This is a genomic window from Shewanella sp. YLB-07 (genome assembly GCF_009377275.1).
On record NZ_VOQB01000021.1, the window covers coordinates 79,490 to 102,282 of the forward strand.

The following is a 22,793-nucleotide window of genomic DNA, read 5'->3' on the forward strand; positions in this document are numbered from 1 at the left end:
TTACACAAGTAAAAGTGAATATTGGTATCAAAATCAGACTAAGCAGTGCAATGATATCGTGCTTAGGCTTGATTTCGGTTATCATGAGCGCCAAATATCTCGGTAATCGAAACACTTTTTAAATATGGCTATACAATCAAAATATTCAAACACTCAAGTTGAATCTCTTATTGCTGAAATCAGTGCTGTGATGGATAAGCATCAAGCACCGACTGACTTAAGACTCATGGTATTGGGTAACTGTGTGACAGATCTTCTGGCACGTAAAGTACCTCAGGAAGCCAGAGTCCAGGTAGCCGAGCAGTTTTCAAAAGCCCTAGCTCAGTCTGTTAAACGCTAATTTATGCCTTTGTGCATTGAAAACTAGCCAAAGACGTAAAAAAATACTTTAGTATATAATAAATAAGCACTTAAATCGTAAGCGGAGCCACATGGTCGAGCGTAAAAAAGAAATGGGGCGTGATCGTGTATCGCGCTTGGTAAGTTGGGGACATTGGTTTGCCTTCTTCAACGGCTTTCTTGCCATGATTGTGGGCTTCCGGTATCTCGATACGGTAGGCTATCCGGAAACTTGGATTGGCTGGGGCTATCTGGCCGTCAGTACCATAGGTCACTTTAGCTTTCTGGCCTTTATTGTTTATTTAGTGCTGGTTTTTCCGGTAACCTTACTGCTGCCCTATTCCAAAATTTTACGTGGTTATGCAGCAAGTGTTGCCACCTTAAGTCTATGTATCTTGCTCTATGACACTATCATTTATGATGATTACGGTCTGCACCTGAGTCCATTCGTGTTCGATCTGGCATGGGCGGATCTCAATGCCCTGCTTCGTGGTACCTCCTATATCATTACCCCCTTAGGGATTTTAGCCATTGAGCTCACTGCGGCAAATTTCCTCTGGAAACGGATCGAAAAAATTCACAAGGTTCGTCGTGGTAATAAGGTCGTCGCCTTCGTAGGTCTGTGTTTTGTCAGCAGTCATTTGATCCATATCTGGGCCGATGCCGCAGATATCACAGAGATCACCCGTCTCGATGATGCTTACCCGCTCTCCTATCCCGCCACGGCCCGTTCATTTATGGAAAGCCATGGCATAGATAGCTCGACGCGGCCTAAAGTAAGCTCGTCCCTGAGAAGCAGTTTGAATTACCCCAAACATCCACTGCAATGCACCAATACCAATGAAGTGCAGCCTAATATCTTGTTATTAACCATAGATAGTTTCAGAGCAGATATGGTTAATAGTAAGACCATGCCCTTCTTCAGTGAGTATGGTAATCACAATCAGGAGTATCTTCACCACATCAGTGGCGGAAATCAATTCAACAGTGGCATGTTCTCCATTCTTTATGGACTTCAAGGCAGCTATATCAACTCAGGTGGATTGTCACAAACTCCTCCACTACTGACTCAGATATTGAAACAACAGGGCTACCAGCTGGGCTTTTTCTCTGGTCTGCATGCCAGTCAGATGCCTCAGGCTATCTATGATGATTTTGAGCAGATAATTTCGGCACCAAACAGTAGCGATGCGGCTCAAGACATTGAAAATGTCGCTGGATTCCAAACTTGGCAACAGGCACAGACAAGTCCTTGGTTTGGTCTCATCAACCTCAGAGCCCCTGACAGCTACGATACCCCCATTGGATTCTTAGGTATTGAAACTGTCCAGTCTGAGCAGAAATTAACACCTGCCCAACGAGTCCTGTTCAATCAATATCGTCAGTCATTGAATTTTATCGATCAAGAGATTGAAAGAATTGTCACCGATTTACCGGCAGATACCTTGGTCATCATCACAGGGGTCAGCGGTAAGTTGTTCACCAGTAACCCGAATGAAGCTCGAGGTAACCTCTCTCCTGCCAATGTTCAGGTACCTTTAGTGATCCACTGGCCACAGTCACCGGCAAAAGACGTAAATTATCGTACCAGCCACTATGGCATCGCCCCCACCTTAATGACTCAAGTACTTGGCTGCACGAATCCGGCGACCGATTACAGTGCAGGTCGAAGCCTATTGCAACCCGATGCTGAGTCTTGGGTCTATGTCGGTGATAATCGAATATTTGGCATCTATCAAAAATCTGAAATTACGGTGATCGATAGACACGGTAAATACCGCATCTATGATGAAAATTACCAGCATCGCCTGCGCAAGAAGTTGAGTGCACCTGAGCTAATCGAAGTGATGCGTGAAGGCCGTAGGATGTATAACAATTAAAATATAAATAGCCCGTACTGTTTATCGATATCTCTTTGAGTCAGTAATTCGTGTTAATTGAGTGATAACTGGCTAAAAAGCTTACAAACTAAGCAATTAGATCGAGTGTGGTGACTAATTGCTTGCAGAACCTTAAGTGACTTGCTAAAGTTCTGCCTCACCTAAATAGCCCCTTGAAAAAGATATTTAGGTGTTCTTAGACGCAGTTTAGATTCTAAGAAAATCTCGGGATATGGCCTAGTCCGGTAAGGCGCTTGTCTGGGGGACAAGAGATCGCAGGTTCAAATCCTGCTATCCCGACCACATTAAAAAAGCCAGACTCAGCAATGAGTCTGGCTTTTTACTATCTGAAATTTGATAAAAAAGCCGATACGATAACGGCATCAAAGATTCGAATTACTCGTGACAGTCTGCACATTCTGCGATAGTCAGATCTGGAGTATGCATCTCCATATCTAGAGTATGTGCGCCCTCAAAATCATGGCAATCGTTACAGGTCGCAATGCTTGCTTCAGCCTCAGTATGAACAGTCACATCAATCTTCTCATGGCAATCGGTACAATCAACAGCCATAGCAAAGCCAGTAAAGGCTAACGCGGCGATAATCGCTAAATATTTCATCTCTATACCTCATTTATCTGTATTTGCTCACCCTAAAATTATTTTTTGCAACTTAGGTAAAAAAGAGCTCAACTTCTATCTTGAAACTCTTGATATCAATTTTATAGATTAGTCTTAATCGAATCTTAATTAAGTCGAGTATTCTGAATACTTGCTTAACAGATCAACTTTTAGAATTCAATATTGTGACAGGTGTCAGAATGTTAGCAGGCATATCCATAGCGGTGTTTGGAAAACCAAATACAGACGGATTAGACTGTATTATCTACTCTCGCACTAATTTTATCTTTGCTAGATTGGTATCCACCTAAGCTTATGATATTTTACTGACCAAATTACTTATCGAGATGTTACTCATGCCGAAGGCAAGCGACGTTAAAAAGAATACTGCTATCGAATTCAACAATAATGTTTATCTCATCAGAGATATTGAACGTTCAGTGCCACAGGGACGTTCGGGAGGCAGCCTATACCGCATGCGCATGTACGATGTCGCTACGGGCTCTAAGCTAGATAATACCTTCAAGGCCGATGATATGGTAAGCCTTGCGGATCTGAGCCACCACGATGTCACCTTCTCTTATATCGATGGTGACGAGTATGTCTTCATGGACGTAGAAGATTACACGCCCTACCATTTCAACAAAGACACCATCGCCGAAGAGTTACTCTATATCACTGAAGATACTCAAGGCTTGCATGTGCTTACTGTCGATGGTTCACCCGTTGCCATTGAACTGCCTTCCCATGTCGACCTGGTCATTGTAGAGACAGACCCTTCAATCAAGGGGGCTTCGGCCAGTGCCCGCACTAAGCCAGCGACTCTCTCTACCGGTCTGACGGTACAGGTCCCTGAATATATTGCCAATGGCGAGAAGATTAAGATCAACACGGCCGAACAGAAGTTTATGAGCCGCTCAGACTCTAAAGCTTAATTAACAAAACATGGACCTGTTATTTGCAGCCAAATAACAGGTCTTTTTACTTCACAACTAGGTTCAATATGTCCATGTTTATTCGGCGTCAGCCTTCTGCTTTCTCTCAGCTTCTAACTGCTTTTGTAGACGCAGATCTTTGGTGATCCCATAGACAATAAATGATAATAAAATGGCCAGGCCTATGCCGACTTTAAAGATATGTTGATTGATTAAATTGTCCATTTTCATGATCCATTTGATGCTATACCGATTAGTATAAGAATGAAGCTTATCGCTTTAAGCGAAAATTATGCAGCACGACAATGAAGATAAACTTAATCTGACTCTCAAGAACAATACTCTCTTGCAACTGACTTAAGTAATTCAACTAAAAGTAAACTTATTCAACCTCAACCTTACCTAATCACATAATACACACATAAAAAACAACCTAATTTACGATCTTCTGATACATTTGCCTAGTCACTATTTTCTATCTGTTTTTATTTTATTAACGCAGCACTTACCACTTGGTATAAATACCCAGCAAACAGTGATTATTTGTTACATATGTATTGAGAATCGACCTATAAGGCGCTAGCATCTATACATAGCTGCGAGATAAAGAATATAAGGCTTTAATGTTCCAGATTAATCGTCAGCATTTCAAGTTCTCCCTCTTTCTAGGCTTATTTGGCCTCATAGCGAACCTGTACCCCATCCCTCTGTTTGGCAATGTTCAACTGATCTTAGGCAACGGTGTTTTTGTCTTCGTCGCCATCTTGTTAGGGCCTTGGTATGCACTGTTTACCGCCCTGCTCTGCTCAATCGGATTGTTTATCTCCTGGTCTAGCCCCCATGTATTTATCATCTTCTGTCTGGAGGCTATCTGGTTAGGCTTCGCCCGCAAAAAGGACATTTATTCTTTATACGCAGATATAGGATATTGGCTCTTGTTAGGTATGCCATTATTTGTACTCTACGCCAGCATTTTCTCGGAACTACCTGAAAGCCATCTCTCCTTTATCACATTAAAACAAGGGATTAATGGTTTAATCTGCGCCGCTTTAGGGTCTCTGGCTGTCACAATGGTCTCAGAGTTATGGCATCTCGAAGGTAAGGTGAAAGACAAGAGAAGACGCAGCTTCAATGCTCAACTCACTTACAGTTTCTCCTTAGTACTGACCATCTCACTGCTGGGCTCGGCACTGATATTCAATCATCAGGTCATTACCAAGCAGCAGGAAAGTTTGAAGCGTAACTTACATGATTCAGTAACCCATTTAGGGCTTGCGACAGAGATGTTCATTGAGACACATGAGCGAGCGATAGATAATGCATCTAGATGGCTGAGTTTGTCAGGCGCAGAGAACATATCTGGCTGGCAAAGCAAACTGGTCAAGCTACATCAGAGTTACCCGGGATTTGCCACCATGCTGGTGACTAACGCCGATGCACGTATCATAGCGGCGAGTCCACTATCGGCATTAGGGGTAGACAAGGTAGCCAACAAAGAGATCAGTGTCGAAGACCGTCACTACTTTCAGGAAGCATTTTTCAATCAAATTACCTACATTTCACCGGCATTTTTAGGTCGGGGGTTCGGCACTGACCCCATCGTCGCCATCAGCGCGCCCTTCTACCGCAGCGATGAGCCTAACCAGCCCACAGGGATCATCGAAGGTTCATTAGATTTAACCACCTTTGCTCAAATTGAGCAGGCCAATGAGGTCTACCAAGATCAGTTAATGATCCTCATCGATGAAGCTGGCAGGGTCATATACGCATCGGATGCGTTAGGTCTTGCGCCATTGTCTAAATTTAAATGGGCTGAAAGTGGCAAAGGCTATAAAACCAGTCTGTCCATGATCAACCTCCGTGATATCGATAACCCGAGTCCCGAATTTGTCTATGACAGCTACACGCTCAATAACCAGTGGAAGCTCTATGTGGTTAAACCGTTTTCTCCGCTATTAAAATTACTAGAGTCTCAATATCTCACTACCTTCGCGGTACTTATATTATCTATTATCATTACCGTCTTAGTGACTCGAGTCCTGAGTATTCGATTGACTCAGCCACTTGGCGTCATTGCCAATAAGTTTGCCGAGTATGGACACAGTAAAGCTGCCGATTATCATATCAATGAGGAATCACCTATTGAGTTCCTCAATTTATACCAGAGTATTAAGAAGAGTAAACAAGAGCTAACTTCTTACCAGTTAGAACTTGAAGAGAAAGTCGCGATCCGTACCTTTGAATTGCAAAAAGCCAATGCGAAACTGCAAATATTAGTCGAAAAAGATGAGTTAACTTCGCTGTACAACCGACGCTATGCCGAAGTCAAATTCAGATCTACTCAAGATTTTTGTCAACGCTGCGATGAAGTGATGGCTCTGGGGATCTTAGATATCGATAATTTCAAATCAATCAATGATACCTATGGTCATCAAGGCGGTGATGAATGCCTGCGGGTTTTATCAAAAGAGATGAAAAAATACTTTAAGCGGGATACCGATGTCATTGCACGTTATGGTGGTGAAGAGTTTTTGCTCATCTTACCTTTCTGTAATGTGCTAATGATTGAAGATCACCTCAACGAGTTTAGAAATAAAGTTAAGCGGTTAGCCATCGAAAACCCTAATGATAAACGTCTGATAACCATGACGGTCAGCATAGGAGCTCTAGTGAACAATGCTAAATACAGCACCGAGTTAGATGCCTGGTTTAAACAGGCCGATCTTAACTTGTATCTGGCTAAAAACCAGGGCAGAGATAAAGTCATCATCTCTATGCCGAAACCTTCTGATAAGCAGGTGACAGTATAATGTCAGTAGCCCGAAGTGAATACGCCTAAGCTAATACAGCGACATCCGGTCAAATATCATTACAGTTTACATCCTTTAATCTTTTAATCCTTCGATAAAATTATCTGTTCTGGAGATACGGCAATAGTGGGAGAAATGGCATCATCTCTATACTTATATATTCAGATAAAAGTTAACTCCCAACTCAAAATAGCCTATCGGTTTAACGTCACAGCGCCTTTAACCCTTCAATAAATTGGTCTGTTCTGGAGATAAGGTAAGGGAAAAATGGATTCCATTTCTGCCTTAATATCTCATCGGCCGACACCCCGAGCACACCGCGCTCCCCTCGAGTAGATGTTGCACCTATCTGTATCCGTTTCACATAATGCACTCCTTCCGGACCATACAAGGTATCTTCAATGGGAAATGGCAAGGCAACATGGGACAGAGAATAAACATTTCTTGGCCAGCTCAAATTCAGGATTTCGGTTTCAGGTTCGCCTTGGGTAAAATGAGTCTCAGCCACCACATCCCTGGGCAGGTCTAGTGTCTTGGCATTATTATGGACTAAGGTCAGGTCATATTTAAGGTGTTTGGTATTAAATATGCCGTCAAAATGCAATATAGGATCTTCCGGAATGAGCCCCATATTGATCTCTGTACGATTGATATCGAAGATAACCAGTTGATGATTATCCTGAGGCAGCTTTTGATATAAACCAGAGAACACCGCCTGTGTCGACACGGTATCATCAGTCAGCGATTGAAACGCCAGCACAGATGACAGAGACTTAAGCTGCTGAGCCGACGTTTGCTCTAACAGTAGCTGATTACGCTCAGCAAGTTGATAGACAACATCGCCGGCGTTTACCGCAAAAGAGTTGTATTTAAAAGGATCATATTCTGTCTGAATACTGTTCCAGCTCAGCTTTTCCAATCCCAATAAGGCACCTAATTTTGCTTGCCACTGTGCGCCAGCAGCCACAGGAGGCAAGCCTATCGCCGGAGATAGAAATACCATTCCAGAATATTCGCCAGCCTTATTCTGGGCCACTAGCTCTAACTCATGATTTAATGCCAGAGCTGCCCCAGTTGAAAAGCCTATCACATATAGAGGCTTGCCATTGAGCACCCGTTTAAGGTGCTCGGTGGCTAACGTCACTGCCGCGGCCATGTCTTGCCATTGAATGTTAACCAGACCAGAGGGAATGGTGCCATGACCGGGTAACCTTAAACCTAAGACATACGCCTTGTCCTTAAAATGCATGGCTACATGAGATAATGCGTAAGGGGAATCTGACATACCATGAAGCAGCAAGACACCGAAATCTGCATCTTCTTTTGGCCACTCATAACTGCGGTTCCAGTCATGACGCCACTTTTGTGGATCCGCCAAACTGCCACGCACATAACGATTCAAGATCGACGGATGCGGTGCCTGAGTCTGATCGTAAATCTTCTGTTCGACCTCTTCGAAAAGCGCCTTTTCTAGCGCGAGATAGTCAGAGAAGGTCTCTACGTTTTTGGTACGTTTAAATTCGGACTTTAATTCTAGTGTATGCCAAATATCAAGATCGGGTCTCGCGTTAAGAAACCAGACCCCGGCCACCAGCAAGGCAACAAAAATCCCCAGCGAAGCATAAAAAATCGCCATGAGCAGGTGTTTGGTGGAGCCTATAACGATCGTTCTCATATCTGTTCCAACATACCTAGACGCAAGTAACTAGCACCAGTAGCGATAAAAGTTACTGTCTTAATTGAAATTTCATTTAATTAGGTTAACTTACACGCATTAACTAGGTAAAATCCACCAATACTCACTCCCGAAAACATGGCTGAGCAGATAATGTCCAAACCCGTGTCGACTATGCATATCGGCAATGCCGAAGCTAAGACTTGCTATTACCTTCCAAACGCCCCTACTTTGCCCCAAGACTGGAGTTATCGCCAAGAAGACGCCTTGGCGATACTCATCGCACTTAATGGCAATCATTGGCGCAAGATATTAACCATAATGGCCAAGTTGTCAGCCCCTGATGCCGATTGGAAAAACTATCGGGATACTCAGTTACTCAAACGTGACGAGCAAATATTGATAGGTGCATCAAACCTGTTATCAACCGCAGAGCGACATATCATAGTCGGCGCCGTATCGGCTGCTAAATTAAGCATCAATAGCGCTAACACATTATTTAACAGCCTGGATGAACAAAACAGACTCCATGCAGATGGCTTGGGGGTTTTCATCTCGCCTTATCTGGACTATCGCCAATTCCCCAATAGCCTGATTGAACAGTTAAAACCTTATCTGCACGAATAAAATAGCTAACTGGATGAATTTAGAAAATGCCAATAAAAAAGGCGCGTTCGCGCCTTTATCATTACATTGAGCCTGCAGACTATTTCATTTAGTCATAGATAGTCGGAATAGACTTGCGCTTATGCTGCGTTGCCTTATAGATCCCAACGAGTCTATCGTCCACGATCCTATCCACTGACTTGCCTTCAAGGAAATCATCTATCTGATCGTAGGTCAATCCCAGTGCAACTTCATCCTCGAGTTGGGGCTTATCATCTTCAAGATCTGCCGTTGGCACTTTACTGACTAATATTTCAGGCGCCCCTAAGAAGCCAGCGAGCTTACGTACCTGACGCTTATTCAAGCCAAATAACGGCGCTAAATCGCAAGCTCCATCGCCCCACTTAGTATAAAAGCCGGTGATATTCTCGGCGCTATGATCGGTACCGACCACCAGTCCACCTGTTAAACCGGCAATTTCATACTGTGCGATCATACGCATTCTCGCCTTTACATTGCCTTTAACAAAATCGACCTTGCTCTCATCACTAAGCTCTATCCCTGCCGCCGTAAGGCCAGCTAACGTATTAGTGTGAACGCCGACAACGCCTTCATGTATGTTGACGGTGACTTGTTTGGAAGGAGAGATGAATTGACAGGCTAATTGAGCCTCATCTTCATCTTGCTGAACATTGTAAGGAAGACGCACGGCAATAAACTGATAAACACTCTTTGCTGCTTCATGGTTTAACTCATCGACAGCAAGCTGACATAAACGACCTGCGAGTGATGAGTCGACCCCACCACTGATCCCAAGCACTAAGCTCTGACAGTGAGATTCTTTGAGTTTCAATTTGATGAAAGCAACGCGCCTTTGTACTTCATATTCTGGCTCTATTGCAGCTTGAACCTTCATTTCACGTAAAATCTGTCCCTTCACAATCTGAGCTCCAATCGAATAAATGTATAGCAGATGAGTTTGATATTATGGGCCAAAATACTGATTAATACAGTGTTATATTGCAACATATTTTGTTCATGCAATTTTTTACTAGCCTAGATGATTAACCCACGGCTAATATAGTATAAAGGCAGCGAGAAGCGACCCATGACCACAGCAAGTGATCTGGATATCTAGCTGAATAGCGATGGCTTCATGTACTCATATTCAATGAACTTATGCTTGATGAACGAATACTTGATGAACAATGGCTAAAAAAGAGTGGCGAAGAGAAGTGACTGAAGAAAAAATTGAATATTGGCGTAATCCCATAGTGCCAGAGATGGAGCTAAGTACCGCCAGCTTCCAGCAGTTTGAGTTTGATCAACATGTTCATCTCGATTACCACATAGGGGTTGTGACCAAGGGCGGTCAAAAATATCAGCACAAGGGCGAAAGTTACCATCTAGGCAAGGGATGCATCTCGACCCTAAACCCCGATGAGGCTCATAATGGCCAAAGTGTTGAGGCCCAGGGTTACCAAGCCAATGTTATGTCCATTCCCATCACTTATGTCAACCAAATCACCGCTGAGCTTAATATCAAAGAACAGTTTTTTGCATCTCCTCTCTCCTGGGATCCGGATCTCCACCTGGCCTTTTTACATCTGCATAAAAATCTCACCAGTCCCCATGCTAAACAAACCCAGTTGCAGATAGAAACCAGCTTGATGGCTTTCACCACGGAGATTTTCCAACGCTATGGCTCAGTGAAGACTGCTAGTCATAAACAGCATGCACTGTCATATCAGCAGATTATCGACATCAAATCTCAATTTCATGACGAGATGCACTATGCATTTCAGCTCGAAGGTTTAGCCGCTTCGATGGGCTTGAGTAAATTTCAGTTTTTGCGTCAATTTAAAGCCGCCACAGGCATGACACCACACGCCTATTTGAAACGCATACGATTGGAATACGCCAAGAAAGCCCTGGCAAAAGGTGAAGCTATGATAGACATCGCCCTGCAAGTCGGTTTTTTCGACCAAAGCCATCTCAACAAAGCCTTTAAGCAAGCCTTTCTGGTTACGCCCTCTCATTTCCAGAAGCGCGTTATCTGAATCACGCCCAGTTCTCTACACGCCTGCAATAATTTACAATACCTCTCGTGCTTAATCCCCCATTATTGGGACAAGTTATAAAATCGGATCTCAATATGGAACTGCAACTGCTTATCTCTCTTGCCATTATTCACTCTGTCGCTTTGGCGAGCCCGGGACCAGACTTCGCCTTAGTGGTAAAGATGGCCAGCCAAGAAAGTCGGGCGACGGCTATCGCCTCAGCGGTGGGAATATCCGTGGCCATCTTGTTGCACAGCTTACTCAGTGTCACCGGTGTGAGTTTACTCATCAAGAGCTCAGACCTGCTCTTTGTCGCCGTGCAATTAATAGGAGCGAGTTATCTTGGCTGGATGGGTATAGGTGCTATTCGAGGCACTCTCTCCCAGTGGCGCGACAAAGCGAGTTCACAGGATCTGGATAATGCGAGTCATCTTGGATTATCGATCAAACAAGGTTTTTTCCAGGGACTGTACACTAACCTATTAAATCCAAAAGCTATGGTGTTCTTTATCACGCTGTTTTCTGCCATGATCACACCTGATATCAACGTTATCACTAAGGTGAGCGCCGTGTTCATCATGCTTATCTTATCGTTAATCTGGTTTATATTTATAGCCTTAGTCTTATCCAAACCCCTTATTCAACTGAAAGTAAAGAGAGCTAGCCCAATCATAAATCTAGTCACTGGCATACTGTTTATATCTGTCGCTATCATCATAGTCTCTGGCGCCGTTTAAGCTGTCTTCTTGATTCAACACAGCTTAGTTAGCACCAGAGTAGGATTCGCCAGCACTCGAATCACCGCTATCTGCCGCATACTCAGGATGTCAGGCAGCGACAGAGAGGTGAATAATTAAACACTAAAACCCCGAAAAAAATGAGAATAAGACTAAAACTGCAGGCTGATACTCACTCCTGCGAAGGTCTGCTGTTTGGCCTCGAAGCTAACATCACGTTTAATTCCCCCTTGGGGAATGACATGGCTCATATGCCCCGATAGGCTCAACTTTTGACTCAGTGGATATCGCGCTTCGATGCCAAACTGCACATGATTGGCCCCATTATATTCTTCATTGGCAAACTGAAAATCAAACGCCTGGCTCACATAGGGTGTCACGAGTCCTTTACCCGCCAATTCGACACTCTTACCATGCAGGCTCAACTCGATAAAATGGCCATTAGATTGCAGCGAGTAAGTGTGATCAATCGATACTGTGACCCAGCCAATCCCCCTGTAGGCCACAGCGCTGGCAAACTCAGCGTCACTTTCCCGCTCGTCTCCATATATTTCGACGAACTGCAGGCCGATTATCCCATCGAAGGTTTCTGTTTCGAATACATCATAGGATATCCCCAACTGCCATTCCCTGTAGTTTTGCCGGCTAGCTTGTCCTAAGCTAGAGTAGAGGTGAATACTTGCATACTCCATGACCATTTCGCCCCAAATGATCCCACCATCATCGAGCTGATCGCGTCCCTCGGTGATATATTGTGTCTCGCCGCCAAATTCAACTTGAACACTGAGATGATTTTCCCCCACCAATAAGCTTTCTTTTTCTTCTCCTGTGTTATTTAGGATTTCAGTTGACGCCTGTAGGCCTCCAGAGCTAGATAAACATACCAAAATGATCAGCACCTTAGATAACAATGCGGATTTGGCCTTAATAGACTCTGCTCGTTTTACATATTGATAGGGCATAGAAAGCCCTCCCATTAAATTAGGATAAAAATATAAATTCAAAAATAGCATCTAGAGAGGACCCACCCCTCTAGACATGGATGACTAATATTGGGTAATTAGTTGCGTTATTAATTGAGTAAAAATGCCTGTCAGCTTGATATTAACGAATCGTTTAAGACCCAGTTAACTCAGCAAGATCAATGAGGTGACATAGAAATAAATCAAGAGCCCAGTGACATCCACGATAGTGGTGATGGCCGGGCTAGCAACAACGGCAGGGTCCTGACCGGACACTTTTGCTAACAAGGGTAAAGCCGCTCCTATGACTGTCGCCGTAACCACTTGAAAGAACAGGGCTAAGGCTATTGCACTGCCAAGCATAGACAAGGTCAGGCCATTGGGTAATGAAACACCGTGGGACAAGAAGTACACCTTAATAAATGAAATGCACGCCAAACCTAGACCAATAAAGAGTGAAATCCTAAGCTCTTTCCATAAGACCTCACACCAATTCTTGAGCTTGAGTTCTCCCAAAGCCATAGACCTCACAATGACGGTAGATGCCTGACTGCCCGCATTACCACCCGTGTCCGCCACCATCGGCATATAAAGCGCCAATATGGTCAGAGCGGTGATCGCATCTTCATAACTTTGAATCACCATACCTGACAAGATACCCACGCCAGCTAAGCCCACAATCCAGAAGATACGCTTTCTGACATGCTCTAAAACTGATGTTTTCATATATGGCGTACCATTATCGTCTGCCTGTATGCCCATCAACATCTCTACATCTTGAGTTTGTTCCAGCTGCATCACCTCCATCGCTTTTTTAGCACTCAGTGTAGCTACAGGTTTGCCGCTGAGGTCGACAATGGGTAAATAATCCAAATCACTATGTTGCAGCATGGCAACGGCTTTTTCTCTATCTGTGCTGACGTGACATGAGCCAACAGACTCAGCAATGTCGACTAGTAATCTTGCCTCACTATGCTTAAGCAATTGATGTATCTGCAGCACAGCGCAATAACAGCCTTGATCATCGACAATGAAAGCCAGGTGGTTATTAAAGGTTTCTTTCGTCTCATGTATTTTGGTGATGGCATCACCCACACACATATCATGAGTAAAAAAAAGATGGGGAGCCGTTGAAACCGCAGAAATCACCGGATGAATCTCAGTCTCAATTTTCTCCATGTCGCTCACAAGCCAAGCTGGCATCAAACGAAAGAAGGTCTTACTCTCTGCCTCAGGTAAGAGTTGATGAATATAGAAACACTGCAGCAGAGATTTATTTTCAAGCCAAGTTTGAATAACACCACTAGACTGTTCTTGCATAAAAATAATCAGTTTATGACTGACATCATCATTCTCTACCTGAATAAAATCATCATTCCAAAAATCGAAATTTAAATTAAGAATTGAGTTAATGTTAAGATCACTTTTAATTTCAGCAGAAAAATTGGGCATATGTCGCCCTCCCATAGAATAGGATTTAAAACTCGCATTGAGTTTACTGATAGCTCAACTTGTATCGAGCTACATTGAAAATAGAATAGGAGTGACAGCGAGGAGGGAGTTTATGACATATACAGATTTATTAATTTAACGTTAATTTAACCATAAATACCCAATCACGCCGTTTTCTCTACTCGGAGGGATGTCGATTTCCATTTTAACTCCTAAAAACTAAATAAATATGAAAGTAGTGAGATAATAAACATCATACAGGGGGATATTTATAAATTTATCCGTACGTGAATGTTGTATATTTAAAGCATGACTAAATCACTAAGAACGCGACAAGTTTGGCTATATCGCGCGTTGACTTGAGCACAAGCCTAGAGTTCACAGCAGAGCTATAGCATGCAGCGTATATCGCTATGAACACGAGTCATCAACTAGCTGTGGGGTTTGAGGCTAAGGAGGGGAAAGCAAGCAACAAAAAAGAAGGGATAGTTCTGAATGAAACCTAAGGTGGTTATTTTACCAGAATTGAATTCTCCAAGCGCCAATGCGAGTTCCCTTTAAACTGTCGGTATCCATATAGCGGCCTCATCTAGTAAATTTGAGCTGAATTATAATATGATATGAAATCATGTCAAGGGTAAATCAAGTAAGAGGCAATAAATTAAGACGTTATTCATATTCATGTCATAACTATTTATAAATGGCATCCAAATACCAATTAAACCGCACGAGCAACCAAATAAACTAATTTTAAAGATTCGATTAAAACTGTAATTATTAATTAAACCTTAAAACAAAAAACAAAAAACAGACATTGATAATTTATTTACCTTTCCAATTAAACAGCCAGAGTACACTTACTTAATGATGCACAGCCTAAATACACATAAAGCACTCTGGTTAATTCCTTATCAAGGACTTAAGTGACTAGCGCCTGTTTTGACACTAATCACTAGCTCCCCCCCGAAGTAAAGTTTAAATAGCTTACACCAGTTGATACTTTTCTAATCGATACAAGAAGGCCTTATAGCTTAACCCTAAAAATTTAGCCGCCTTAGTACGGTTGCCTTGGTGCTTATTCATAGCCTGTTCTAAACAGTCTTTCTCGAACACTTCCCACTCTATACCCTCCTCAGGCAAAGAGAACTGACTGGTATTTAATGGCTTTGGTTGACTCGATAACTCATCGAGCATCTCCGCTTCATCTCCCAGTAACACGAAGCGCTCTATACGATTCGACAGTTCTCTGACGTTCCCTGGCCACGCGTAATCCAGTAGCTGCTTTAAAGTATTTGCCGATAATTTAGCTTGTTCCATCTTATATTGACCGCTGTGCAACTGCAAAAAGTGCTCGACTAATCTGCCAATATCTTCCTGACGCTCTCTTAGCGGCGGCATATGAATTGGCACAACATTGAGTCGATAATAAAGATCTTCTCTGAATCGTCCCTCTGCAACCTCCAATTTAAGATCCCTGTGGGTGGCAGCAATCACCCTCACATCGAGCTTGATTTCACCATTTTGTCCCAAACGACTGATGATCCCCTCTTGGAGAAACCTGAGTAAGTTAGTTTGCTGTAACAAAGGTAACTCACCTATCTCATCGAGAAAAATCGTACCGCCATTGGCCGCTTCTAACTTACCAATTTTTAACGCCGTAGCGCCGGTATATGCCCCTTTCTCGGCGCCAAATAATTCAGACTCAGCCAATGACTCGGGAATAGAGCCACAATTGATCGCAATAAAAGGTTTATGTTTCCTTTGGGATAATTGGTACAGGGCCCGGGCAGCAAGCTCCTTACCCGTACCGCTCTCTCCACCTATCAATACAGTGGCATCGGTCGCACTCACTCGCTGAACCCGGGAATAAACCTTCTGCATGCAGGCCGCTTTACCCACGATACCCACCAGCTCCTGTTGCTGGGATAACTCAGATGTAAGCCGCCTATTTTGCTTTTTTAACACCAGGGACTTGGCCACTTTCTCGATAGCCAATAATAGCGACTGACGCTGGTAAGGCTTGGCCAGATAATCATCCGCCCCAGCCTGCATAGCATCGACGGCATGTGTGATAGTGCCGTATGCCGTCGCTATGATAAATCCCATGTCAGGATGCTCACGCCTAACATAGGTTAATAGATCCATGCCACTCAGCTGGCCTAACTTCCAATCTGAAAAGACCAGATCAGGCACATGCTGCTTCAATGACACTATGGCGGCTTCGACACTGTCGGCACTGGTGATCTGATAATTATTCGCTTCAAGCATCTGCGAAATAAGGCTACGTTGATCGGGCTCATCTTCGACAACTAATATTTTTAAAGTCTCAACTTTCATTGTGCTGCCTCTGTACCTTCATTAGCCGATTTAGAAAATGTCAATGTCACCAGTGTACCGCCTGTGGGGTTGTCTTCAAATTGTATATCACCGCCATAATGCCCCTTAATCAATCGTTCGGCGATATAAATCCCCATGCCTGTCCCCTCTGTTTTAGTGGTCACATGGGGCTGGCACAAGCGATCTCTGACCTCAGGTAATATGCCCTTACCGCTATCTTTTACAATCACCTGATAACTCTCACTGCGACTGTTTATTGATACCTCAACGCGGCCATCATCGGGAGTGGCCTCTACGGCATTGATTAATACCGCATGCAATATGCTTCTTATTTCCGATTCGGCGCCATTAATTGCAGCTAAACCGCCTGTAGAGTCGAATGTGATCTTAGGCTTAGAGCCATTAATAGACAGCTCGAGCAAGATATCCTGAACGATAGCCTTGATCGGCACGCTGTGGCTACGGTTGACTTCATTACTCGACAGGGTCAACAGAGATTGAATACTCTTATCCATCATGGCGATCTTCTGCTGTATTTTTTGTAATAGCTCGGCTCCCTCTTCCTTACTTTGGGCCTGCATTGCGCCTTCAGATAATAAGCCTACCGTGTGCAATGGATTGCGTAGACTATGAGCTATGCCTCGTGTGACCTCGCCTAATTCGGCTAACTGCTGCTGTTGAGTCATCAACTGCTCTTTTTCGCTCAATTGAGCAAGTTTTCGACTCATCTTATTAAAGCCAGTCAAGATAGCTTTCAGCTCTTTCACACCTTTCTCTTCAACTTGAAAACCTAGCTCCCCATCGCCTAATTTCTCATGTCCCTTTGCCAGCTTAGTCAATGGCGAGCTGATATAATGACTCAGCATATAAGCCAATATTAACGCTGCTATTGAGGTTAGCAATATCAGGGCTAACATAGACTCGCTGAAGCGCTCTAATTGATTATTGGTATTTTGACTCGGAATCGATAAATCATGGATAAAATTGAAGGCAAACTCACCATCGCGGTTTACTGTCGGTGCCTCGATAATGGCAACATTGCCATCTTCTAGCCAAGTATTGGTATCGATCTGAATTTGGCTCACGGCCTGGTGTAGCCTCTCACGATATGAAATAGCCGCTTCACGACGAGCCTCGACAATATTGGCTCTTTGCATTTTCTCTAATTCACGCTCATGCACTGCCATCTCTCTTAAGTGCGCCTTTAATTCACGCTGCTTCGCCTGCATCGCCGCTTGAATATCTCTGCGCTCTTGCCGCGAAAAATCATGATTATTCTTAGTCTCGATTAAGATAACCTCTTCCGTCAACTGCCCTATTTCTCGGCTTATCTCTTCGATATCAAATTTAAAATCACTTCTTGCCTCTTCGATATCCTGGATAGTTTCCTGTAACTCTTCATCCGAAAACTCGACAACGAATTCCTGCTCACTGCCGACATTATCTATCAGCAACTTAACTAAATTTTTCGAGAGCGTCCGGGAACTTTGGCTCAACTCACTCTGTAGTTCCCCCTTGTAGTACTGAGAGATCAAGAGTTGGCTGACCCCAAGCAATATAATCAAGGTTCCAAAAAGGAGAAACACATAACGCTTTATCGACATACTCGCTCCATCATATTTATACTTATTCATTAGCTATACAAGAAGAGTACCAAGCTTAAAATACAAGTGCTAACAGTCGTTTGCAAACAAACGTTATCATAATCACAACATAACTCCCCATATAAGGAAGTCACATACTCATATCGGGTAGCCTTCACGTTTTACCCCGCTCATTTTCTATTCCCACCAAGCGAATATCATTCATCTAATTGTTTTTAATTGAAATTAAATTATTGGCACGAACTTGGCTTTACCTAAGCAAGACACTCAATAATCGAGGTCGGTGTCGCTGAATAAGGAAAGTCACCAAATCAGCCACAAACATCAATAAATCATTACCCTGTGGGTAGAACAAGGACTGAATATGAAACTTAATAATATCGTGATCGCATTAGCCTGCAGTGGCCTACTAACATTGAATGTCGCTGCTGCGCCAACTCAGCTACATCAGCTTGAGTTTGAAGATAAAACGACCTTCACCAAGATCGAGAGTGATGAGAATGAGCTTACGCAGGTAGAAGTCAGAGTAGGCGGAGATAAGCAGGAATTTACCTTCACTCAAGATGAGCTAAAAGACCCACAGGGGATTGAAGATAAGCTAAGTAGCCTGCCTCCAGCCTCTGCGACAAAGGTCGCTCATTTACTGAGCAGAATTGCAAGCAAGCAGCGCTTAAGTTTTGACCTCCTAGTTAAAAATGAACTCGATCCTGAAACAATGTTGAAAATTGAAAAAATGGGCCGTTTAATGGAAGCCAAAGGACATGAGATGGGAGCTAAGGCGAGAGAATTTGAAGTGCATATGGCGCAGATGGAATCCCATGCCCACAAGATGGAAGCTAAAGCCATGGAACTCGAAGCCTATTTCGAGCAACATGGAGAAGAGTTCGACATCGTTATGGATGAGCTTGCCGATGATGTATCTGAAATCGTCTCACACTTCAGTGATATCGAAATAGAGATTCATGAACGTAATGATGATGGTCAACATGTATTTATCTTTCATAGTGATGATAAATCTGATATTACCCGCCACTTAATTGAGTCAATTAAGCAAAGCGGGCTTACTGAAGCGCAGAAGCAGGCCATAAGAGATGCATTAGACTGAATCAAATAGCATCTTCGAGTAAAAATGTGAACACCGCCAAGGTATGATCATCCACAAATAGAGTAGTCTCTGAGTATCAAATTCTTGATCCTCGGAGCTTCAACATGTGGTGGCGTATTCTTATCATCTCTCTGGCTTTTTTATTGATCGGCGCTCACTTCATGCGTTATGGCTACATTCTTGCCTGCTCACTATTCGCATTGGCTCCCCTACTACTTTTCATCAAACATAAATTAGCGACTCGCCTGTTACAAGCTACCCTGCTGATTAGTACCTTACTGGTATGGGGAGTGAGCGGGTACGAATTAGTACAGATGCGTTTGGTGCTTGAGCAACCTTGGCTTCGATTAGGCATGATTATATCTGCAGTAGCGACTTTCACCTTGATAGCGGCCGCGTGTTGCAATGGCATAATAGCTAAACGTTTGAAGGCCAGAACCTTATTCTAACGCCTTTAATGATCATTAATCAGAGTGCGCTACCTAACGTTTTAGAACTAGCCCGGTGATGACCCATCGTCTTTAAAGATCAGTAATTAGAATACGCTACCTACTTTTTGAGTACTGGCCTGATGATTACCACTGCAGGTCATCTGCTGACTCATGTTAGCTGTTAATAAACGCCGGCTTATCATATCGACCACTATGTTGAGCATGGCGGTACACACCAACAGGAATAGTGCTGAGCTATAGCGGATCTCAGCAAAGCCGCTGTCGATATAAAAACCTAAAGTCGCAACACCTAACATGCCCAAAATGGCTGTCTCACGTAAGATAACTTCGAAACGATAAAACACCAGCCCCATAATATTGGGGTATATCTGAGGCAACACCTCATAACAATATCCATCGAGCCTGCCATTATAATCTGCCGAGACCTCTAAGGTATCCGACTGCCTCACGGTTAGATAGGCAATCAGAGCACCATTGTGAAGCGCCAGCGCCAGCATTGCCGGTAGCATAGATGGGCCCAATAGCATCATAAAAATAAAGGCGAAAATATATTCAGGAACAGATCGTAACACTAGCAAGCCAAATTTAACGCCGCTAGAGAGCACTGGCCCAGCTAGCTTCCTGGATGAAAAGGCAGAGCTAAACAAGGCAATGATGTGGGCCATAGCCAGCGCGGATAATGCCAGCAATAAGGTAATCGCTAACCCCGGCAAGGCTTGAGAGAAAAATAACTTCTGCGCCCAGCTCAGCAGCTGATTGACAAGATTTAAGTCAATTTGATGCCAATGCTCAACGTGCTGTAAGACGGGAGGTAAGATGTCTACTGTGATGAAACGCCATAACAGCATGCCATCGACACTGGGGATAGTAGGCAGAGTATATAAGCCTGCCAAGATATAAAACAAAATGAGCTTAGGTCGGCACCAATACCTAATGGTACCAATCAAGGCAATAAACAAGATTAACAGGGCCGCGCCTTCATGATAATTGCCCTGCCTAAACGCCGTCTCCAGATAAAAGCCTATCGTCGGCATACCGATAAAACCCAGCACCGCACTGCTTCTCAGGGCGCATTCGAACCGGTAACGCACATAAGCTAAAATTGAGGGCAATACGTGACTGATTCGACCATAAAAGTACCGACTAATTCTATCGGTATTAGCCGGCAAGGTTTGAGTTGTTGTTTGGGGGGCTTGTATCAAGATATCGTTAAATACCCTGGCAAAAGTAGCCCCATAGGGTAAGGCTATCGCCAATATTCCCGTTATGGGCGACAGGCCGAACACCTGCAAAAACAGCAGCGCCCAAAATATTTCATGAATTGAACGTGTGACCGCACAGAAGGCCGCCACCAAGCGATTGGAATACAGAAAAGATAAGGGAACCCCGAAGAGCAAGCCACCGACCACACCGAGTAGCGCAAAAGAGACGGTTTGCCACAAAGATTCCAGTAGATACTCAGTGGCAAAAAAATCTGGGGTCATAAATCCCTCAGCCATTCTCAGTAGCTCACTCCAAGGGGCGAGAGAGATGACCTCAGTATCGGACAGGGCAAAACACACGGCAGCAATAAGCCATAACAGCAAGGTGACTTTCTGCCAATAACTAAAAAAGGGGTAATGCTTGCTCACATCCACAGCCATGGACTCGGGCTGAAGTTTAGGCATGGTTTAATGTATCTGACATAGGTCTGGAGACCGAGCCAGAATAAAGTTCATCGATATGATTCGAGGTTATTTCGCCGTGAGGAATATCCAGCTTTAGTTGACCCTGGCTCAAGCCGATAACACGATCGAAATGCGTTAACGCAGATGACTTATCATGCAACACCATGATCACGGTTTCATGGCGGGCAAACACGAGATCCAATAGACGTTTAGCCATAATAGGGTCTAACGCCGAAAAGGGTTCATCACCAATAAAGATAGATTGCTCTTGATATAAGGCTCTGGCCAATGCAACGCGTTGTCGTTGACCCCCTGAAAGTGTTGAGAGCTTCTTACTGACATGAAAATCGAGTTCGAGCTCCCGACATAGCTCATTGACTTCACTTAACGGCTTTTTGAATGGAGTGATCAAATTAGCTAGGTTATAAATCCAGTGATGCTTGGTTAATGCCCCCATATAAACATTATGATAAGTGCTTAAGCTATCAACCAGCCCCTGTTTTTGTGAGCAATAAGCGGCATTATCTTTTAGCAACAGATAGAGGTGAGCCAACAGCGTCGACTTACCCGCACCTGAGGTACCAATTATCGCCACCTTCTCTCCGGCCTCTATCGTCAGAGAGAGACTATCGATAGCCAGCTTATCAGCATATTTAAGGGTCAAGTTTTCAAATGTTATCATAGCGAATAAATACTAGTCGATAAGCCCTATAGTTTTAGCTATATTTTCAATAGGTTGATAATCTGAATTTTCAGCTTCTACGAAAGACTTTCTTGGAAAGCTCGCGAGAAGCTCAGGATCTTTCATGTCGAGCAGGGCTTTTGTCAGCTTAGTCTTAAAGTCGGCACCAAATGTCTCATTCACTCCTTCCCTGACTGTCCACTGATAATCTGGGTACGCCGGGCTCTGCCAGATCACATCAACTTTATCCAGATCCACGATGCCTTTAGCCAACGCCCTCTCCCACACTTTGTAGTTAACCGCGCCAACCTGATACGCCCCAGCTTGAACTTGGGCTATGGTGCGGCTATGGTCTCCGGAGAAACCAATGCGGGTGAACACATTTTCAGCCTTCTTACCTAGGTTTCGCTCGATAAAAAATTGTGGCATAAGCCGACCCGATGTTGAGCCTTTTGAACCATAGGTAAAAGTGTAACCGTTTAAATTAGGAAAACTCTCAGATGGCAGAATATCAGCCGAATGATGCGCAATAAAATAACTCTTAAAAAACTGATCTTCATAGCCCTGAGCTATCGCTTCGGAGCCAGGAACCAGACGACGAGCCTGCACACCAGATAAACCACCGAACCAAGCCAGCTGAACTTGATTATTCCTGAATGCGGTTACCGCTGCGGAGTAAGATTTGACCGGAATATATCTAACCTCGACGCCTAATTGGCTCTGAAGATATTCAGCCACCTTATCGAAACGTGTACGAAGCTGACTCTCATCTTCATCGGGAATGGCGGTGAAAGTAAATACAGTCGCAAATGCACCGGAAGAAAGCGTGCTTAAGAGTAGTAGAGCGACTATGTTTATTAGCCTCATGA

General features: G+C 43.7%; 20 protein-coding genes and 1 tRNA gene. 10 read left to right on the top strand and 11 right to left on the bottom strand.

Features of this window, described 5'->3' with window-relative positions; translation table 11 throughout:
• Positions 1 to 124: 124 nt before the first annotated feature.
• The 3 genes from FS373_RS29435 to FS373_RS29445 all read left to right on the top strand — a co-directional run bounded on the left by FS373_RS29435 (position 125) and on the right by FS373_RS29445 (position 2,522).
• Complete coding sequence (locus tag FS373_RS29435) at positions 125 to 340, top strand: YejL family protein (RefSeq protein ID WP_144046112.1); 216 nt, start codon at positions 125 to 127, stop codon at positions 338 to 340.
• 91 nt (positions 341 to 431) lie between these two features.
• Positions 432 to 2,219 carry a DUF3413 domain-containing protein gene (locus FS373_RS29440; RefSeq protein ID WP_152831286.1) on the top strand — a complete coding sequence of 596 codons (1,788 nt, stop codon included), beginning with the start codon at positions 432 to 434 and terminating at the stop codon, positions 2,217 to 2,219.
• A gap of 226 nt (positions 2,220 to 2,445) precedes the next feature.
• Positions 2,446 to 2,522: transfer RNA gene (locus FS373_RS29445), tRNA-Pro, on the top strand.
• Positions 2,523 to 2,615: 93 nt separating this feature from the next.
• Here FS373_RS29445 and FS373_RS29450 read toward each other — a convergent pair.
• Positions 2,616 to 2,840, bottom strand: a complete 225-nt coding sequence (locus tag FS373_RS29450; protein WP_152831288.1) for a cytochrome c3 family protein — start codon at positions 2,838 to 2,840, stop codon at positions 2,616 to 2,618.
• A gap of 356 nt (positions 2,841 to 3,196) precedes the next feature.
• Here FS373_RS29450 and yeiP point away from each other — a divergent pair, with 356 nt between their 5' ends.
• Positions 3,197 to 3,775 (top strand): elongation factor P-like protein YeiP, encoded by a 579-nt coding sequence (gene yeiP / locus FS373_RS29455; RefSeq protein ID WP_144046110.1) that lies wholly within the window; start codon positions 3,197 to 3,199, stop codon positions 3,773 to 3,775.
• 78 nt (positions 3,776 to 3,853) lie between these two features.
• Here the strand turns inward: yeiP and FS373_RS31725 are convergent, their stop codons facing one another.
• Positions 3,854 to 4,000 (bottom strand): hypothetical protein, encoded by a 147-nt coding sequence (locus tag FS373_RS31725; RefSeq protein WP_185977014.1) that lies wholly within the window; start codon positions 3,998 to 4,000, stop codon positions 3,854 to 3,856.
• A gap of 398 nt (positions 4,001 to 4,398) precedes the next feature.
• On the opposite strand from FS373_RS31725, the gene FS373_RS29460 reads away from it, so the two are divergent.
• Positions 4,399 to 6,585 (top strand): diguanylate cyclase, encoded by a 2,187-nt coding sequence (locus FS373_RS29460; RefSeq protein WP_144046109.1) that lies wholly within the window; start codon positions 4,399 to 4,401, stop codon positions 6,583 to 6,585.
• A gap of 208 nt (positions 6,586 to 6,793) precedes the next feature.
• Here the strand turns inward: FS373_RS29460 and FS373_RS29465 are convergent, their stop codons facing one another.
• A complete protein-coding gene (locus FS373_RS29465; RefSeq protein ID WP_144046108.1) occupies positions 6,794 to 8,260 on the bottom strand; it encodes an alpha/beta hydrolase in 1,467 nt (488 codons plus the stop codon).
• A 153-nt stretch (positions 8,261 to 8,413) separates the two neighbouring features.
• Here FS373_RS29465 and FS373_RS29470 point away from each other — a divergent pair, with 153 nt between their 5' ends.
• On the top strand, positions 8,414 to 8,887 hold the full coding sequence (locus FS373_RS29470) for a DUF6942 family protein (protein ID WP_227993392.1): 474 nt from the start codon (positions 8,414 to 8,416) through the stop codon (positions 8,885 to 8,887).
• 88 nt (positions 8,888 to 8,975) lie between these two features.
• Here FS373_RS29470 and nadE read toward each other — a convergent pair whose 3' ends face one another.
• Positions 8,976 to 9,806: an ammonia-dependent NAD(+) synthetase gene (gene nadE, locus FS373_RS29475; RefSeq protein ID WP_322619584.1), complete on the bottom strand. Its 831-nt coding sequence runs from the start codon at positions 9,804 to 9,806 to the stop codon at positions 8,976 to 8,978.
• Between the two features lie 268 nt (positions 9,807 to 10,074).
• On the opposite strand from nadE, the gene FS373_RS29480 reads away from it, so the two are divergent.
• Positions 10,075 to 10,926: an AraC family transcriptional regulator gene (locus FS373_RS29480; RefSeq protein ID WP_152831290.1), complete on the top strand. Its 852-nt coding sequence runs from the start codon at positions 10,075 to 10,077 to the stop codon at positions 10,924 to 10,926.
• A 95-nt stretch (positions 10,927 to 11,021) separates the two neighbouring features.
• Positions 11,022 to 11,663 carry a LysE family translocator gene (locus FS373_RS29485; RefSeq protein WP_144046104.1) on the top strand — a complete coding sequence of 214 codons (642 nt, stop codon included), beginning with the start codon at positions 11,022 to 11,024 and terminating at the stop codon, positions 11,661 to 11,663.
• A gap of 152 nt (positions 11,664 to 11,815) precedes the next feature.
• Here the strand turns inward: FS373_RS29485 and FS373_RS29490 are convergent, their stop codons facing one another.
• From FS373_RS29490 to FS373_RS29505, 4 genes are all read right to left on the bottom strand, one after another.
• Positions 11,816 to 12,625, bottom strand: a complete 810-nt coding sequence (locus FS373_RS29490) for a hypothetical protein (protein WP_152831292.1) — start codon at positions 12,623 to 12,625, stop codon at positions 11,816 to 11,818.
• Positions 12,626 to 12,790: 165 nt separating this feature from the next.
• The gene (locus FS373_RS29495) at positions 12,791 to 14,077 is read right to left on the bottom strand and encodes a magnesium transporter (RefSeq protein WP_152831294.1); all 1,287 of its coding nucleotides are present in this window, start codon (positions 14,075 to 14,077) and stop codon (positions 12,791 to 12,793) included.
• Between the two features lie 984 nt (positions 14,078 to 15,061).
• On the bottom strand, positions 15,062 to 16,414 hold the full coding sequence (locus FS373_RS29500) for a sigma-54-dependent transcriptional regulator (RefSeq protein ID WP_152831296.1): 1,353 nt from the start codon (positions 16,412 to 16,414) through the stop codon (positions 15,062 to 15,064).
• The gene (locus tag FS373_RS29505) at positions 16,411 to 18,018 is read right to left on the bottom strand and encodes an ATP-binding protein (protein WP_144046100.1); all 1,608 of its coding nucleotides are present in this window, start codon (positions 18,016 to 18,018) and stop codon (positions 16,411 to 16,413) included. The genes FS373_RS29500 and FS373_RS29505 overlap by 4 nt, the downstream gene beginning before the upstream one ends.
• A gap of 364 nt (positions 18,019 to 18,382) precedes the next feature.
• On the opposite strand from FS373_RS29505, the gene FS373_RS29510 reads away from it, so the two are divergent.
• Complete coding sequence (locus FS373_RS29510; RefSeq protein ID WP_144046099.1) at positions 18,383 to 19,123, top strand: hypothetical protein; 741 nt, start codon at positions 18,383 to 18,385, stop codon at positions 19,121 to 19,123.
• A gap of 104 nt (positions 19,124 to 19,227) precedes the next feature.
• Positions 19,228 to 19,572 (top strand): hypothetical protein, encoded by a 345-nt coding sequence (locus FS373_RS29515; RefSeq protein ID WP_144046098.1) that lies wholly within the window; start codon positions 19,228 to 19,230, stop codon positions 19,570 to 19,572.
• Between the two features lie 86 nt (positions 19,573 to 19,658).
• On the opposite strand, the gene FS373_RS29520 is transcribed toward FS373_RS29515, so the two are convergent.
• From FS373_RS29520 to FS373_RS29530, 3 genes are read right to left on the bottom strand one after another with little or no spacing between them, the layout of a single operon-like run.
• Positions 19,659 to 21,242: a PhnE/PtxC family ABC transporter permease gene (locus FS373_RS29520; protein ID WP_152831297.1), complete on the bottom strand. Its 1,584-nt coding sequence runs from the start codon at positions 21,240 to 21,242 to the stop codon at positions 19,659 to 19,661.
• Positions 21,235 to 21,924, bottom strand: coding sequence for an ATP-binding cassette domain-containing protein (locus FS373_RS29525; RefSeq protein ID WP_144046097.1), 690 nt, complete (start codon positions 21,922 to 21,924; stop codon positions 21,235 to 21,237). Before FS373_RS29525 ends, FS373_RS29520 begins: the two co-directional genes overlap by 8 nt.
• 12 nt (positions 21,925 to 21,936) lie before the next feature.
• Positions 21,937 to 22,791: a putative selenate ABC transporter substrate-binding protein gene (locus FS373_RS29530; RefSeq protein ID WP_144046096.1), complete on the bottom strand. Its 855-nt coding sequence runs from the start codon at positions 22,789 to 22,791 to the stop codon at positions 21,937 to 21,939.
• Positions 22,792 to 22,793 lie beyond the last annotated feature (2 nt).